Source organism: Pseudonocardia lacus (assembly GCF_018531445.1).
GTDB lineage: Bacteria > Actinomycetota > Actinomycetes > Mycobacteriales > Pseudonocardiaceae > Pseudonocardia > Pseudonocardia lacus.
Genome location: NZ_JAHDTH010000206.1, coordinates 1 through 15,129, shown reverse-complemented (window position 1 = coordinate 15,129; position 15,129 = coordinate 1). Strand labels below are relative to the sequence as shown.

Annotated in this window: 14 protein-coding genes and 1 pseudogene; 7 read left to right on the top strand and 8 right to left on the bottom strand. The window is 73.9% G+C overall.

Going from position 1 to position 15,129, the window contains the following annotated elements:
• The 4 genes and pseudogenes from KIK08_RS31565 to KIK08_RS31550 form a co-directional block, all read left to right on the top strand.
• Positions 1-1,019 (top strand): annotated as a pseudogene (locus tag KIK08_RS31565) (hypothetical protein); the annotation flags it as partial.
• A 165-nt stretch (positions 1,020-1,184) separates the two neighbouring features.
• On the top strand, positions 1,185-2,441 hold the full coding sequence (locus KIK08_RS31560; RefSeq protein WP_214406968.1) for a DUF475 domain-containing protein: 1,257 nt from the start codon (positions 1,185-1,187) through the stop codon (positions 2,439-2,441).
• A gap of 58 nt (positions 2,442-2,499) precedes the next feature.
• Positions 2,500-3,078 (top strand): TerD family protein, encoded by a 579-nt coding sequence (locus KIK08_RS31555; protein ID WP_214406967.1) that lies wholly within the window; start codon positions 2,500-2,502, stop codon positions 3,076-3,078.
• 318 nt (positions 3,079-3,396) lie between these two features.
• On the top strand, positions 3,397-3,573 hold the full coding sequence (locus KIK08_RS31550) for a hypothetical protein (RefSeq protein ID WP_214406966.1): 177 nt from the start codon (positions 3,397-3,399) through the stop codon (positions 3,571-3,573).
• A gap of 75 nt (positions 3,574-3,648) precedes the next feature.
• On the opposite strand, the gene KIK08_RS31545 is transcribed toward KIK08_RS31550, so the two are convergent.
• The 7 genes from KIK08_RS31545 to KIK08_RS31515 all read right to left on the bottom strand — a co-directional run bounded on the left by KIK08_RS31545 (position 3,649) and on the right by KIK08_RS31515 (position 10,050).
• Positions 3,649-4,065, bottom strand: coding sequence for a tellurite resistance TerB family protein (locus KIK08_RS31545; RefSeq protein ID WP_250558223.1), 417 nt, complete (start codon positions 4,063-4,065; stop codon positions 3,649-3,651).
• A 63-nt stretch (positions 4,066-4,128) separates the two neighbouring features.
• Positions 4,129-4,974 carry an HAD family hydrolase gene (locus KIK08_RS31540; RefSeq protein WP_214406964.1) on the bottom strand — a complete coding sequence of 282 codons (846 nt, stop codon included), beginning with the start codon at positions 4,972-4,974 and terminating at the stop codon, positions 4,129-4,131.
• Entirely contained in the window at positions 4,971-6,134 is a 1,164-nt protein-coding gene (locus tag KIK08_RS31535; protein WP_214406963.1) for a cysteine protease StiP family protein, read from the bottom strand. The genes KIK08_RS31540 and KIK08_RS31535 overlap by 4 nt, the downstream gene beginning before the upstream one ends.
• A gap of 5 nt (positions 6,135-6,139) precedes the next feature.
• The gene (locus KIK08_RS31530; RefSeq protein ID WP_214406962.1) at positions 6,140-7,525 is read right to left on the bottom strand and encodes a phosphoribosyltransferase family protein; all 1,386 of its coding nucleotides are present in this window, start codon (positions 7,523-7,525) and stop codon (positions 6,140-6,142) included.
• Entirely contained in the window at positions 7,522-8,685 is a 1,164-nt protein-coding gene (locus KIK08_RS31525; RefSeq protein WP_214406961.1) for an HpcH/HpaI aldolase/citrate lyase family protein, read from the bottom strand. The genes KIK08_RS31530 and KIK08_RS31525 overlap by 4 nt, the downstream gene beginning before the upstream one ends.
• Positions 8,686-8,755: 70 nt before the next feature.
• Positions 8,756-9,463 (bottom strand): TerD family protein, encoded by a 708-nt coding sequence (locus tag KIK08_RS31520; protein WP_214406960.1) that lies wholly within the window; start codon positions 9,461-9,463, stop codon positions 8,756-8,758.
• Positions 9,464-9,474: 11 nt separating this feature from the next.
• On the bottom strand, positions 9,475-10,050 hold the full coding sequence (locus KIK08_RS31515; RefSeq protein ID WP_214406959.1) for a TerD family protein: 576 nt from the start codon (positions 10,048-10,050) through the stop codon (positions 9,475-9,477).
• A gap of 487 nt (positions 10,051-10,537) precedes the next feature.
• On the opposite strand from KIK08_RS31515, the gene polA reads away from it, so the two are divergent.
• Positions 10,538-13,285 (top strand): DNA polymerase I, encoded by a 2,748-nt coding sequence (gene polA, locus KIK08_RS31510; protein WP_250558226.1) that lies wholly within the window; start codon positions 10,538-10,540, stop codon positions 13,283-13,285.
• Here the strand turns inward: polA and KIK08_RS31505 are convergent.
• On the bottom strand, positions 13,252-13,944 hold the full coding sequence (locus KIK08_RS31505; RefSeq protein WP_308258019.1) for an MOSC domain-containing protein: 693 nt from the start codon (positions 13,942-13,944) through the stop codon (positions 13,252-13,254). The two genes, polA and KIK08_RS31505, sit on opposite strands and share 34 nt — an antisense overlap.
• A gap of 53 nt (positions 13,945-13,997) precedes the next feature.
• On the opposite strand from KIK08_RS31505, the gene KIK08_RS31500 reads away from it, so the two are divergent.
• Positions 13,998-14,408, top strand: a complete 411-nt coding sequence (locus tag KIK08_RS31500; protein ID WP_214406957.1) for a helix-turn-helix domain-containing protein — start codon at positions 13,998-14,000, stop codon at positions 14,406-14,408.
• A 79-nt stretch (positions 14,409-14,487) separates the two neighbouring features.
• Positions 14,488-15,114, top strand: a complete 627-nt coding sequence (locus KIK08_RS31495; RefSeq protein ID WP_214406956.1) for an RNA polymerase sigma factor — start codon at positions 14,488-14,490, stop codon at positions 15,112-15,114.
• Positions 15,115-15,129: the final 15 nt, after the last annotated feature.

Genomic DNA, 15,129 nt, shown 5'->3' with positions numbered 1-15,129 from the left:
GCTCCGGGCGGGCCGGGGAGGCGCAGCGCCTCGTGCGCGAGGCCGAGCGGCTGGCCGGCGCCGACGGCGCCACCCCGGTGCGCGCCGTCGCCGACGAGGTGGCCGCCGTGCTGGCCGAGGCCGAGGTCCGCTGGCGGGCGGCGGTGGGCGCGTGCGAGGCCCGCCGGTTCGTCGACGCCGTGGAGCACCTGGAACACCTCGAACGCGTCGCCGCCGACGTGCACGACCCCGGCGATCTGCTGGCCACCGCCCGCGCCGAGATCGAGCGTGCCGACGGCGAGGTCGCGGCGGCCCTGGCGGGCCCGGAGGCCGAGCGGGCCGCGGCGCTGGTGGCGGTGCTGGAGCGCTGCCCGGGCCACCCGGGCGCCACGGCCGCGCTGGCCGACCTGCCGGTGGCCCCGCCCGCCTGGGTGAGCGCGGCCCGCGACGGCCGCGGCGACGTGCTCGTGCTCTGGGGGCCGTCGGCGACCGAGGGCGTGGTCTACAAGGTCAGCCGCCGGCGTCCGGACGGGTCGTGGCAGGTGCTCGGCCGGGTCTCGGGCACCTCCCTCGACGACGGCGGCGCTCCCCCCGGCGTCGAGGCGCCGATCTACGCGGTGGCGGCGCTGCAGGCCGGTCGCTCGTCGCCGCTGACGCGCTCGGACGGCCCGGTGCTGACCCCGACGGCGCAGGCGGGGCCACCACCGCCCGCCCCTGCCCCGACGCCCGCTCCGGCCCCGCAGGAGGCCCCACCGCGTCCGGCAGACGACTCGGGCACCTCGCCGATGGAGGCCTCGCGCCCCGCGGGGGTGCGCGCGGTGCGGCTGGCCGACGGCGCGGTGGAGGTGAGCTGGACCGGCCCGCCGGACGCCGAGTTCCGGGTGCGCGCGCAGAGCGGTCCGGACAGCTGGCGCGTCGTCGGGCGGACCAGGGCCACCAGCATCGAGGACGGGGGAGCGCCCCCGGGTGCGGTGCCGGTGTACGCGGTCAGTGCCACGATCAGCGGCGTCCGCTCGCCCGAGGGCCGTTCGGACGAGTAGGGGTACGCAGTTCAGGCGTAGCCATACGACTGCTCGGTGGTAGGGCGCCGGCCGGCTTGGGGGCGATGTCGCTTTTGGGGCACGCGAGGCGGGCCGAATCCGCCCACCGCTACGGTGGCGGGGTAATGACGCACCTGTACAGCGCGGGGGACGGGACCTGACCACATGAACCTACGGATTTTCGGCCTCTCCTACGCCGTGACCATCGTGTCGCTGGTCGTGGCGTTCCTGTACGGAGGGGTCGCGGGGCTCATCCTCTGCGCGATCCTGGGCATCCTGGAGATCTCGCTGTCCTTCGACAACGCGGTGGTCAACGCCACCGTGCTGGAGCGGATGGACGAGTTCTGGCAGAGGATCTTCCTGACGATCGGCATCCTGATCGCCGTGTTCGGCATGCGGCTGGTCTTCCCGCTGGTCATCGTGGCGGTGACGGCCGGGCTGAACCCGATCGAGGCGCTCACGCTGGCCCTCGAACAGCGCCCGCCGGAGGACCCGACCAGCTACGCCTACCTGCTGAACGAGGCCTACCCGCAGATCGCGGCGTTCGGCGGCATGTTCCTGTTCATGCTGTTCCTCGACTGGATCTTCGAGGACCGCGACATCCGGTGGCTCACCTGGCTGGAGCGCCCGCTGGCGCGCATCGGCCAGCTCAACCGGCTGGCCATCGTGCTCGCGTTGATCGTGCTCGTGGTGCTGGCCGAGACGCTGGCCGAGGACCCGGCCGTCGTGCTGGTCGCCGGGTCGCTCGGCCTGGTCACCTACCTGGCCGTCAACGGCCTGGGCGACCTCTTCGAGGGCGTCGCCGACGATGACGACGACGAGGACGGCGAGCAGGGCATCGCGGAAGGCACCGTGCGGGGCACCGAGCCCGAGGTCGCCGAGGCCGCGGCCGGCAGTGCCAACAGCAGTGCCAACAGCAGTGCCAACAGCAGTGCCAACAGCGGCGGCAACGGCGGCGGCAACGGCGGGCCCTCGCAGCTGGCCAAGGCCACCGGCAAGGCCGGGTTCTTCCTGTTCCTCTACCTCGAGGTGCTCGACGCCGCGTTCTCCTTCGACGGTGTCATCGGCGCGTTCGCCATCACCACCGACCCGATCCTGATCGCGCTGGGCCTGGGCCTGATCGGCGCCATGTTCGTCCGCTCGCTGACGGTCTTCCTGGTCCGCAAGGGCACCCTGCAGGACTACGTCTACCTGGAGCACGGCGCGCACTGGGCGATCGGCGCGTTGGCCGTGATCCTGCTGGTCGGCATCGGGTTCCACGTGAACGAGATCCTCACCGGCCTGATCGGGGTGGCGTTCATCGGCGCGGCGTTCCTGTCCAGCATCGTGCGCAACCGCAGGCTCGCGGCCGAGGGCATCGACACCCACAAGACCGCCGACCAGCTCGCCGCCGAGAAGGCCGAGCACCACCACAGCGTCTGACACGAAAGCGTCCGACACGAACGGCGTCCGACGACGGGCGCCCGACAGGGGGGTACGGATGGGTGTGAACCTGAGCAAGGGTCAGCAGGTCTCGCTGACCAAGCGCGGCGGTGGCGGTCTGACCGTCGTGCGGATGGGGCTGGGCTGGGACGCGGTCAAGAAGCGCGGCCTGTTCGGCGGCACGAAGTCGCAGTCGATCGACCTGGACGCCTCGGCGCTGTTGTTCGACGCCGGCGGCAACCTCGTCGACGCGGTGTGGTTCCGCCAGCTGCGCAGCGGCGACGGGTCGGTGCAGCACACCGGCGACAACCTCACCGGCGACGGCGAGGGCGACGACGAGTCCATCCTCGTCGACCTGACCAGGGTGCCGCAGGCGGTCACCCAGATCGTGTTCACCGTGAACTCGTTCACCGGCCAGGACTTCTCCCAGATCGAGAACGCGTTCTGCCGGCTCGTCGACGAGACGACCAACGACGAGCTGGCCCGCTACGACCTGAGCGGGTCCGGGCGGCACAACGCCCAGATCATGGCCAAGGTCAGCCGCGGCGGGTCGGGCTGGACGATGACCGCGATCGGGGCCATCGCCAGCGGCCGGACCGTGCAGGACCTGGTGCCGGCCGTCGGGCCGCACCTGTAGGTGAAGCGCATGACGTTGCTGGGTGCCGGTGTCGCAGCCGAGGGATTGGCTGCGGCCCGGCTACCCAGATCAACTCGGGTCTGGCCCTAAAGATCGACGGACCCGCATTCGATCAGCCCAACGGCGGTACGCGAGCTTCGTGGTGAGCTGAGAACGGCCACCACGGACTGACCACATCGCAGGAGGGAGCCGTACAGACGTAGCACTGCGCACCACCTCGCGACTGTCTTCGCTGGTGGTTGGACGACGACGAGGCGCCCGTGCAGGGGCGCCCCGTCAGAGTCGTCGGCCATCGGCTCGCTCCGAGCAGGAGGAACAATGATCCCCGACGACCGCGACCATACCCCAACTGATCCCGGCGCCAGCATCAGCCCGACCGATCGGGCGTGGCTACGGAGGATCGTGGAGACCGCACTGACAGGGCCGGCCGAATACTACTGGAGACTGATCGGCCTCATCGTCCTGGCAACGCTCATCTGGATGCTCGTTCACTGAAACTGACCAGCATCCCGAAGGCCCGGCAGCAGCGCTGCCGGGCCTTCGAACGCGCGTCTCAGCTGGGCCGGTGCCTCACAGGTCGAACTCGGACGGCGCGATGCCGACCGCGTTGCAGGCCTCGCGCACGGCCTGCTTCTCGTCGGCGTCGAAGTTGCCGTCGGCGCCGCCGATGATGATCCCGACCTGGATCACCGCGCGGGCGGCGTCCGGCTTGGACTTCAGCTTGCCGATGGTCGCGATCGCCTCGACCTTGCCGAACGCGTAGTCCGACTCCAGCTTGCTGGCGTACCAGTTGAACTTCTCCTGCAACTCGCCGACGTTGAAGACCGACAGCGCGTCGTTGCTGGCGATGAAGCCCGCGGTCTTGGCGCGCTCCTCCGGGTCGATCTTGCCGTCAGCGGCGGCGATCAGCGCGCACATCGCCATGCTGGCGTTGGCGAACTCCTTGGTCTTGAACTTGCCGACCTGCGTCTTGACGTTGCTCGACATGTCGGTGATGCGAGACCTGAGCGTGTCCCACAGAGCCATTGACGTCCTTCCTCGCGGGGTGGTTCACAGCCTGCCAGAAGCCGGGGTGGCGGCGACGGCGGCCACGTGGTCGCGCGCCCGGTCGCGGAGCCAGCCGAGCAGCTCGGCCCCCGCCGCGCCGCCGCGGGCGGCCGTCACGTGCAGGTGCCCGAGCGCGAAGCCGGCGTCGTGCAGCTCGCCGTGCGCCGGCCGCACCGCGATGTCGGCGGCGCGCAGCAGGTCGGCGTCGAGCAGGGAGTCGCCCGCGGCCGCCGAGGCGCTGCCGCCGGTGCGGGCCAGCACCTCGGCGGCCGCGGCCGACTTGGTCAGCGGCCGGGGCACCGCGTAGACCTTGCGGCCCTGCAGCGACACCGCCCAGCCCCGCGGCGCGCACCACGCCGCCAGCTCGGGCACCCAGTCGACCGGCAGCGCGTCGCGGTCGACGACGGCGTAGACGAACAGCCCCGACGCCGTGCGCCGGTTGCGGACGAAGTCCGCGGAGACCGCCGCGACGTGCGCGGCGACCTCCTCCAGCGGCGCGCAGTCCGCAAGGCGCTCGCGCACCGCGTGGGCCCACGCCGGGTCGGGCACGCCGTCGACCAGCAGGTCGCCGCCGTTGCTGGCGACGGCGTAGCGGGAGGGCGGGCCGGGCAGGTGCACCCTGGCCAGCTGCTCGACGGTGCGCGTCGTGGTCGGGACGACCGTCGCGACGGCCAGCAGCTCCTCGAACGCGGTCACCGCGGCCTCGGTCATGAACGACAGCGGCGCACCCCGGTAGACCTCGACGCACAGCAGGCGGGGCGCGGCGTGGTCGGGCACGTCCAGCGCGAGCGCGGCCGCGGAGTAGATCGTGGTGCGGTCCAGGTCGAGGAAGACGACGGGCCCGCTCACCCGGCCGAACCGCCCACCGCGGCGCGCCCGTCGGCGCCGGTCGCCCCCCGCGTGTAGCGGGGGTGGATGAGCCCCACGCAGCTGTAGGGCAGCCCCTCGACCTCCTCCACCGGCACCCCGCGGCGCTGCGCCAGCAGCAGCACGTGGGCCAGGTCGGCCTCCGGCGCGCCCGGGGAGACCAGCACCCGCCACGGCACCCGGCGCAGCAGCACCCGGGTGGTCTCCCCGACCCCGGGCTTGACCAGGTTGGCCTGACCCAGGTCGTAGTCCTCCACCAGGCGCAGCGCCGCGGCCATGCCGGCGTGGTCGGGCTCGCGCTCGCCCGGCTCGGCCGTGTCGGCCCCGGTGACGTCGGCGAAGTGGCCGGTGACGGTGTCGAGGAAGTCGTTGGAGACGTCCGCGCCGGCGAGCTCGGCGTAGAACTTGGCGCCGTGGAACTGCCCGGGGCGCAGGATCGCGGGGTTGAGCACGGTGCGCGAGACCAGCCCGGACACCGTCGAGTTCAGGCAGGCCGAGGGGATGAGCCAGTCCTGGCGGGTGCCGAACGTGCGCACGCAGCGGCCCGGGTCGGCCAGCACGGCCAGGTCGGGGTCGAACCCGCCGCCGTGCGCGGCGAGCGCGGTCGCCAGCTCGCCGGTGATCGCGCCCTTGCCGGTCCAGCCGTCGACGAAGACCACCTTCGCGGGGTCGTGGTGCTCGGCGAGGTAGCGCAGCGCGACCTCGTCGATGCCCCGCCCGCGCACGATGGAGACCGCGTAGTGGGGGAGGTCGAGGCCGTGGCGCGCGGCCGCCCAGCGGCGCAGCAGGACGCCGACCGGCGTGCCCGCCCTGGCCAGCGACACCAGCACCAGCTCGTCGGGCGCGCTGCCGCCGCGCTCGCGCAGCACCAGCTCGGCGACCGTGCCGACCGCGCGGGCCATCCGGGCCGCCGACGCGTCCAGCGCGGACCGGTAGAGGCGCATGTAGTCCGGGTCGGGCTGGTACTCCTGGGGCAGCGACTCGGCGTAGTGCGCCCCGCCGCTCTGCACCGCCTCCTCCCGCTCCTCGACCGGCGCCTCCAGCGCCACCCCGGACAGGTCGGTGAGCAGCCAGGCGACCTCGTCGGGCCGGTAGCTGCCGAACGCCGGACCGCGCAGTGGTCCGGGCAGTGGACCGGGCACCGCGTTCACGGCGTCACCAGCAGGGTCGTGCGGCGGGTGTGCGGGGCCAGCGCCCGCAGCAGGCCCGAGCGCAGCGCCGGGGTGTCGGCCGGCGGGTCGACGACCACGACGATCCGGTCCCACGCCGGTCCGTCCAGCGGCACCCCGTCGGGGCCGCCGGTCGCGATGTTGTAGGCGTAGCGGCGCCCCGGCCCGTCGGCGGGGTCGTCGTGGGCGGCGAACACCAGCCCGCTGCGCAGCGCGTAGTCGGGCTCGTCGACGACGACGGCGGGCGAGCGGGTGCTGGTGGAGAACGCGACGCCGGGCGCGTCCGGACCGGCCGCGTCGGCCAGCGCCTGGGCCAGCCGCAGCGGCAGCTGCATCAGCTCCTCGGTGCCCAGCACGAGCGTGCGCTCCGCCGGGTCGGCGTCCAGCCCGGGCACGGCCACCTCGGTGAGCGCGGCCGCGAACGCGGCGTGGTCGGCGCCGGTGAAGCCGTGCCGCCCGCCGACGGGCAGCCCCGCGGGCCAGCCCAGCGCCCGCACCTCCAGCCGCGGTGGGGTGCCACCGCGGCGCTGCTCGGCGGGCACGCCGCCGCGGGTGGGCAGCTCGGCCCGGCGGTCGATCTCGCTGCGCAGCGCCGCCGCCCGCGCGATCACGTCGGCCGGCAGCTCGACGCGCGCCCTGGCCAGCGAGACGACGTCGAGCCGCGCGCCCAGCGCGGCGACGGCCTCGACCAGGTCGGTGTCGGGTGGGCGGGCGTCGACCAGCGCCGCCAGCACGTAGCGCTCGCGCGGTGCCACGCGGTGCAGCGCGGTGATCGTGTTCAGCGCCGTGCGCCCGGTGCTCAGCTCGTCGTCGACCAGGACCAGCGGCCGCCCGCCCCGCAGGAGCCCGGGGTCGGCCGGCAGCAGGGTGTGCGAGGTGGCGTGCGAGTGCTCCTCGACGAAGCCGCCCGCCGGGACCATCCCGGGCACCTCGCGCCGGGTGGAGTGCAGGTAATCGGCGGTGAGCGCCTCGGCGACGCAGTGCCCGAGCGCGGTGGCCGTCTCGGCGAACCCCAGGACCAGCGCGTCGGTGGGGCCCTCCGGGGCGAGCGGGGCGTGCAGGTCGGCGGCCGCGGCCCGGTCGCCGCGCGCGGCGGCGTGCAGCAGCCCGGTCGGCAGCTCCCGCTGCGGCCGCCCGACCAGCACGTCCGCGACCAGCAGCCCGAGCAGCAGCCCGGCGGCGCGCACCGCCCGCGGGTCGGAGGGGATGTGCTTGCCGAGCACCCGCGACACCAGCAGGTGGGCGCGCAGCGGGTTGCGGCGCAGCGCGACGCCGAGCAGCGCGGTGGCGTCGGCCCCGGACACCGGCTCGAGGCGGACCCCGAGGCGGTCGACGATCGATCCCGTATCCGCGACAGCGATCACCGGGGCAGGCTAGCGGCCAGCAGGTCCACGAACGAGACGTTCTCGGCGGCGACGCCGAACACCCTCGCCCGCAGCATCGTGCGCCGGGCCCACGCCGTGTGCGGGCGGGCCTCGTTCATCTTGTTGCGCAGCCCGGAGGCCCGCACGCCCCCGGCGTGGGAGATGCTCAGCACGTCGGCGGCGTCGCGGTGGTCCTCCGCCGTCACCACCGACAGCGCGTTGACCACGGCCACGTGGCTGGGGTGGATGCAGGTCTTGCCCTGCAGGCCGTTGGCCGCGTCGAGCTGGACCTCGCGGATGAGGCCGTCGATGGCCCGCGAGACCAGCTGCCCGCGCAGCTCCCGCTCGCCGTGGGCGTCGAACGGGCTCTGGCGCAGCAGCGGCTTGAGGATGCGTTCGGCGCCGCCGTAGTACTCCCACACCGGCCCGGTGACGGTGAAGCCGCTGCCGTCGGCCCGGCCGAGCACGTTGACCACGTCGGAGATCAGGCTGCTGATGACCTTCACGTCGTAGATCGACAGGTCGGGGGAGCGGCGCAGGCCGAACAGCGCGCACAGGTCGGTGGCGCCCAGGCGGACCGCCAGGATGCGCCTGCGGTCGCGGTGCAGCAGCGCGCGCAGCCGGGTGAGCTCGTCGACCCGGGTCTCGGCGTAGAGCACCGCCCCGGACTCGATCACCGGCATGGCCAGCAGCTCGGACCCGCTGATCCGGTCGGCGACGTCGAGCGCGTGCAGGTACTCGGTGCCGCTGGCCGCGGTGAACTTCGGCAGCACGAAGCCGGTGAGCACCGCGACGGCGGCGCCGAGGCGCTCGACGACGTGCGGGATCTGGGCGGGCTCGCGCACGCGCACGAACAGCAGCGGCAGGTCCGCGGCGGCGTCCTCGTGCAGCGTCCGCAGCGCGGAGACCAGGTTCTCCACCGCCGCGGGCACCACGTCGTCGGGGATCGAGTCCTCCAGGCACACCGTCACCGAGGTGACCCCGGCGGCGGCCTGCTTGGCGACGTCCTTCGCCAGCGCCGGCCGGTCGGCCGGCATGTACAGCGTGGCCCCGAGGGCCACCGAGAGCAGGTCCGTGCCGCTGGCGCGGTCGAACCGCTCCGGTGGCGCCTCGAAGAGCGAGGCCATGTCGGACGCGCCGAGGTAGCTGAAGTGCCGCACGATCGAGGCCCCTCCCGGGAGGACACCGCCGCCCCGGCGCGTCCGAGTACTTGTCGTACTTGTCAGCCGGTCACTTGCGGCCGGGGGTCCAGTTCATGCCCCAGCCGTATGCCCGGTCAACGTCGGCTTGGCCACCGCGGATGTAGCGCACCTCGCGGCGCACGGTGAGCTCGCCGCCCTGGTTCTCCAGCAGCGCGATGACGCACGTCGGCGCGCCGGTGTCGGCCTCGTCGAGGCGGACCTCGATCTCCGGGCCCTGCGCGGGGTAGAGCGTGACCACGCCGTCGGCGCTGGCCCAGTTCGGCACGCCCTCGTAGATGAAGGCGAACACGAGGATCCGGCGGATCTCGTTGACCCGGGACAGGTCGATGAACATGTTCTCGCCGGCCGCCGCCGACCCCGAGCGGTCGTCGCCGTCGAGCCGGATGATCGGCGCGCCGTGGTAGGGCGCCTGGAACGCGTTGCCCAGTGCCTGCACGACGCCCTTGCTGCCGTCGCTGAACTCCCACAGGCAGGCCAGGTCGAGGTCGATGCCTCCGCCGCCGCCGGTCAGCCGGCCGAACAGGCCCTTCTTCTGCGGCGCGGCACCGGTGCTCCACTGCAGGTTGACCCGCAGTTGGCCGCCGGTGGCGCCGCGCTTGGTCAGCGAGACCGAGGGCGAGGCCTTGGTCAGGGTGACCTTCGACAGGGACACCCCGCCCCCGCCGGCACCGCCCTGCGCGCCGCCGTCCTGCGCGCCGCTGCCGGAGGACGGCCGCTTGCTGTAGTCGATGGCCACCGCCGTGCCCCTCAGACGTTGACGCCGAAGTCGCGGGCGATGCCCGCGAGGCCGGAGGCGTAGCCCTGGCCGACGGCCCGGAACTTCCAGTCGGCGCCGTTGCGGTACAGCTCGCCGAAGACCATGGCGGTCTCGGTGGAGGCGTCCTCGGACAGGTCGTAGCGCGCGATCTCGGCCTCGCCCGCGGCGTTGATCACCCGGATGAAGGCGTTGCGGACCTGGCCGAAGCTCTGCGAGCGGCCGTCGGCGTCGTAGATGCTGACCGGGAAGACGACCTTGTCGACCTCCGGGGGCAGCCCGGCCAGGTTGACCTTGACCTGCTCGTCGTCGCCCTCGCCCTCACCGGTGAGGTTGTCGCCGGTGTGCTCGATGGTGCCGTCGGGGCTGGTGAGGTTGTTGAAGAAGATGAAGTGCTTGTCGGAAAGGACCTTGCCGTCGGTGCCCACGGCGATCGCGGACGCGTCCAGGTCGAAGTCCGTACCGGTCGTCGAACGCACGTCCCAGCCGAGCCCCACGATGACGTTCGTGAGACCGGGGGCCTCCTTCGTGAGGCTGACGTTCCCACCCTTGGTCAGGCTGACGCTCACGTACTGCTCCGAATCTGTAGGTGGGGGGCTCGTTCCCCCCGGGGTCGAGCTGATCCGGGGGCGAGCATATCGGCACCGCCCGGCTTGTCTGTCAAGTCCGATCAGCGCACGGATCCGCCCCCGTTGCACAACGTCTGGTACACCCGCCCCGGTTCCGCACGTGCTAGTGCCCCCCGCCGGAAGTTCACCAACTATCTCGGCGGCCCAGCTTCCCGCTGACCACACCGGGGACCGGCCCGAGTACGCCCGGTACGAGGGCCGGCCCCCGGCGTGCCCAGCAGAGAAACCTGGATCCACCGATATACCCGCCGAACTTCCGGCGGGGGGACACTAAAGGCCGTCCCCGTCCGGGACCGGGAGGGGACTGTCGGGCCCCGGTCCTAGACTCGCCCGCGTGAGCCCCGCCACCCGTACCCGCAAGCCAGCAGCCCCGAAGAAGGCCGCCGTCACGGCGGCCGAGCCCGCGGTCCCCTCCACCGGGCGCCGCCTGCTGCTGCTCGACGGGCACTCGCTGGCCTACCGCGCCTTCTTCGCCCTGCCCGCCGAGAACTTCCGCACCGGCACGGGCCAGACCACCAACGCGGTCTACGGCTTCACCTCGATGCTGATCAACCTGCTGCGCGACGAGGCGCCCACCCACCTCGCGGTGTGCTTCGACGTCTCCCGCAAGACGTTCCGCTCCGAGCGCTACTCCGACTACAAGGCCAACCGCACCTCCACCCCGGACGACTTCCGCGGCCAGGTCGACCTGATCAAGGAGGTGCTGCGGGCGCTGGCGATCCCGGAGTTCTCGGTCGAGAACTACGAGGCCGACGACCTCATCGCCACCCTCACCACCCAGGCCGAGGCCGACGGCTTCCAGGTCCTCATCACCACCGGGGACCGCGACGCGTTCCAGCTGGTCAGCGACAACGTCACGGTGCTGTACCCGAAGCGCGGGGTGTCCGACCTCGGCCGCATCGACCCGGCCGAGGTGATGACCCGCTACGGCCTCACCCCCGCCCAGTACCCCGACTTCGCCGCCCTGCGCGGCGACCCCAGCGACAACCTGCCCAGCATCCCGGGCGTGGGGGAGAAGACGGCGGCCAAGTGGGTCCGCGAGTTCGGCTCCCTCGCCGAGCTCACCGACCGGGTCGACGAGGTCAAGGGCAAGGCGGGCGACGCGCTGCGCGCCAACCTGGCCAACGTCCTGCTCAACCGCCAGCTCACCGAGCTCGTCCGCGACGTCGCGCTCGACGCGCACCCGGCCGAGCTGGCCGTGCGCCCGTGGGACCGCGAGGCGGTGCACCGGCTGTTCGACGAGCTGGAGTTCCGCGTGCTGCGCGAGCGGCTGTTCGCCACCCTGCAGAGCGCCGAACCGGAGGCCGAGGGCGGCATCGAGGTCCAGGGCGCGGCGCTGGCCGCCGGCGGGGTCCGGGCCTGGCTCGACGCGAACGCCCGCGACGGGCGCCGGGTCGGGCTGGCCTTCCACGGCATCACCGGCGGCGCCGCGGGCGCCGACCTGGCCGGCGTCGCGATCGCGGCGGGCGAGCCCACGCTGGAGGCCCGCGCCGCGGGCGCTACCGCCGGTGTGCCCCAGGCCGCCTACCTCGACCTGGCCGTGCTCACCCCGGACGACGAGGCCGCGGTGGGCGAGTGGCTCGCCGACCCCGCGGTGCCCAAGGCCGCCCACGACGCCAAGTCGGCCCTGCACGCGCTGCGCGGGCGCGGCTGGACGCTGGTCGGGCTCACCAGCGACACGGCCCTGGCCGCGTACCTGTCCCGCCCGGGGCAGCGCAGCTTCGACCTGGCCGACCTCGCCCTGCGCCACCTGCGCCGCGAGCTGCGGGTCGACGGCGAGCCCGAGGGCGGCCAGCTCTCGCTGATCGGCGGCGAGGACGGCCTGAGCGGCGAGGACGAGGCCGACGCCGCCCGGGCCAACGCCGCCATGGCGGCCGCGTCGGCGGTGGCCGAGCTGGCCGACGTGCTCGACGGCGAGCTGGCCCAGAAGGGCGGCAGCGAGCTGCTGGCCGGGCTGGAGCTGCCGCTGGAGTACGTGCTGGCCGACCTGGAGGCCGCCGGCATCGCGGTCGACGGCGAGGCGCTCGCGGCGCTGGAGTCGGAGTTCGCCGCCCAGGTCAAGCAGGCCGCGCAGGACGCGTACCGGGTGATCGGCAAGGAGATCAACCTGGGATCCCCGAAGCAGCTGCAGGTCGTGCTGTTCGACGAGCTGCAGATGCCCAAGACCAAGCGCACGAAGACGGGCTACACGACCGACGCCGACGCCCTGCAGACGCTCTTCGAGCAGACCGGCCACGAGTTCCTCTCGCACCTGCTGGTCCACCGCGACGCCACCCGGCTCAAGGTCACCGTCGAGGGCCTGCTGAAGTCCGTCGCCGACGACGGGCGCATCCACACCACCTACAGCCAGACGATCGCGGCCACCGGCCGGCTCAGCTCCACCGAGCCCAACCTGCAGAACGTGCCGATCCGCACGGCCGCGGGGCGGCGCATCCGCGAGACGTTCGTGGTCGGCAGGGCGGCCGACGGCACCGCCTACGCCGAGCTGATGACCGCCGACTACAGCCAGATCGAGATGCGGATCATGGCCCACCTGTCCGGCGACGATGCGCTCATCGAGGCGTTCCGCTCCCGTCACGACTTCCACGCCGAGACGGCCGCGCGGGTGTTCGGCGTCGAGGCCACCCAGGTCAGCCAGGAGCAGCGGGCCAAGATCAAGGCGATGAACTACGGGCTGGCCTACGGGCTGTCCGCGTTCGGCCTGTCCAACCAGCTGCGGATCTCCACCGACGAGGCCAAGGGCCTGATGGACGGCTACTTCGAGGGCTTCGGCGGCGTGCGCGACTACCTGCGCAGCGTGGTCGACGTCGCCCGCAAGGAGGGCTACACGGCCACCATCATGGGCCGGCGCCGCTACCTGCCCGACCTCACCAGCGACAACCGCCAGCGCCGCGAGATGGCCGAGCGGATGGCGCTCAACGCGCCGATCCAGGGCAGCGCGGCCGACATCATCAAGGTCGCGATGCTCAACGTGCACCGCGCCCTGGTGGCCGAGGGGCTGCGCAGCCGGATGCTGCTGCAGGTGCACGACGAGCTGGTCCTGGAGGTCGCCGACGGCGAGCGCGAGGCGGTCGAGGCGCTGGTCCGCCGGGAGATGGCCGGGGCGGCGGAGCTGAGCGTGCCGCTGGAGGTCTCGGTCGGCTACGGCCGCAGCTGGGACGACGCCGCGCACTGATCCGCGGACCGATCCGTGGGGTCCCGATCCGCGGAGTCCCGGTCCGCGCTCTGGTCCAGCACCCGCAGCACGGCCGGGCCCAGGCGCAGGACGCCGTCGTCGAGCGGCTCGCAGCGCACGCCGCCGCGGCCGCGCATCGCCTTCCACGCGCCCGGCCCCAGCTGCACGTCCATCCACCGGCACGGACTGGCCGGGTGGTGGGCGCGGAAGCGCACCGGGCCGTCCCCGGAGTCGAGGCTGAACACGGCACCCGCGGTCCTCGTGCCGTCCGCGGCGCGCCGGATGGCCAGGGCGTCGACGGGGAAGCCGCGCAGGACGATGTTGCGCCGGGTGAGCAACGGGTCGAGGGGGCCGGCGGCGCCGATCTCGGCGGCGACCTCGTCGAGGGCGTCGGCGTCGAGCACGGTGACCGCCGCCCGGCGGTGCGCGGCGTGGCCGCTGAAGCGGTCGCCGATCAGCCCGCGGCCGGCCCGCACGGTCACCGAGGTGCGCCCCGGTGGTTCCGGGTCGGGGCGCGGCCCGTCCTGCGGGCGGCCCTCGTAGGCGTGGATCGGCGCCACCAGCAGCGCGACGATCTGCACGGCGACGGTCTGCACGGCGACGGACTGCCCGGCGACGGTCTGCCCGGCGACGGTCTGCCCAGCGGTGCCCTGGTCCACGGCTTCCGACCGTACGGTGCCCGACTGTCGGGGGGACAGGCCAGGATGGGGCCATGACCGCACCGGTCGTGCCCGCGGTGTTCCACCTGCGGCGGGCGCGGGACCTCATCGACCGGCGCTTCGCCGAGCCGCTCGACCTCGACGCCATGGCCCGCGCGGCCGGCTTCTCCCGCTACCACTTCGCCCGCGCCTTCGCCGCGGCCTACGGCGAGACCCCGGGCCGCTACCTCACCCGCCGGCGCATCGAGCGCGCCCAGGACCTGCTGCGCTCGGGCGAGCTGAGCGTCACCGAGGTCTGCCTGCGGGTGGGCTTCAGCAGCCTCGGCTCGTTCAGCTCCCGGTTCAACGCGCTGGTCGGCACTTCGCCCACCGAGTACCGGCGCGCCCACGCCGGCCGCGCCGCCCCGCCGATCCCGGCCTGCTTCGCGATGGCCTGGGGCCGCCCGCGCCCCGGCCCCGGCTGATCGGTGGGAACCCGGCGGCCGCCCGCGGTGTAGGAACCGTGTCGCGCGGTCGATCGGCCGCGCCCGGCGCCCCTGCGAGGTGGAGATCCCCGAACCGCACGATCCCGACCCGGAGCCGACCGACGCCGGTCTGCTGGCCAGGGTCCGCGGCGGCGAGCGCGACGCGTTCGCCGCGTTGGTGCGCCGGTACGCGGCGGGTGCGCGGCGCACCGCCGTGCTGCTCGGCGCCGGGGAGGAGGCCGACGACGTGGTCCAGGAGGCGTTCGTGAAGGCCTACCGGGCCCTGGGCGGCTTCCGCGAAGGCGCCGACTTCCGGCCGTGGCTGCTGCGGATCGTGGCCAACGAGACGCGCAACGCCCAGCGCGCCCACCGCCGCCGGGTCGCGCGGGAGGGCTCGCCCGCCGCCGTGCCCGACGGGCTGCTGCCCGGGTCGGGCGCGGCCGTCGACCCCGCGGAGCTCGCCGTCTCGGCCGACCGCCTCGCCGCACTCTGGCTGCGGCTGCACGCGCTGCCGGACGACCAGCGCCGGGTGCTGGTCTGCCGGTTCCTGCTCGACCTGGACGAGGCGCAGACCGCGACCGTGCTCGGCGTGGCCCGGGGGACGGTCAAGTCGCGCACCGCCCGCGGGCTGCGCCGGCTGCGGGCCCTGCTGGACGCGGCGGCGCCGCACGGCGACCCGGCGGCCGAGGGGGCCGGCCATGGCTGACCGGCGCCCTCCCGT

Bases quoted from the DNA above. Each gene is read 5' to 3' on its own strand.
- KIK08_RS31545 (WP_250558223.1), bottom strand. From the start codon at position 4,065: ATGTCGAGCAACGTCAAGACGCAGGTCGGCAAGTTCAAGACCAAGGAG.
- KIK08_RS31555 (WP_214406967.1), top strand. From the start codon at position 2,500: ATGGGTGTGAACCTGAGCAAGGGTCAGCAGGTCTCGCTGACCAAGCGC.
- KIK08_RS31550 (WP_214406966.1), top strand. From the start codon at position 3,397: ATGATCCCCGACGACCGCGACCATACCCCAACTGATCCCGGCGCCAGC.
- KIK08_RS31500 (WP_214406957.1), top strand. From the start codon at position 13,998: ATGACCGCACCGGTCGTGCCCGCGGTGTTCCACCTGCGGCGGGCGCGG.
- KIK08_RS31560 (WP_214406968.1), top strand. From the start codon at position 1,185: ATGAACCTACGGATTTTCGGCCTCTCCTACGCCGTGACCATCGTGTCG.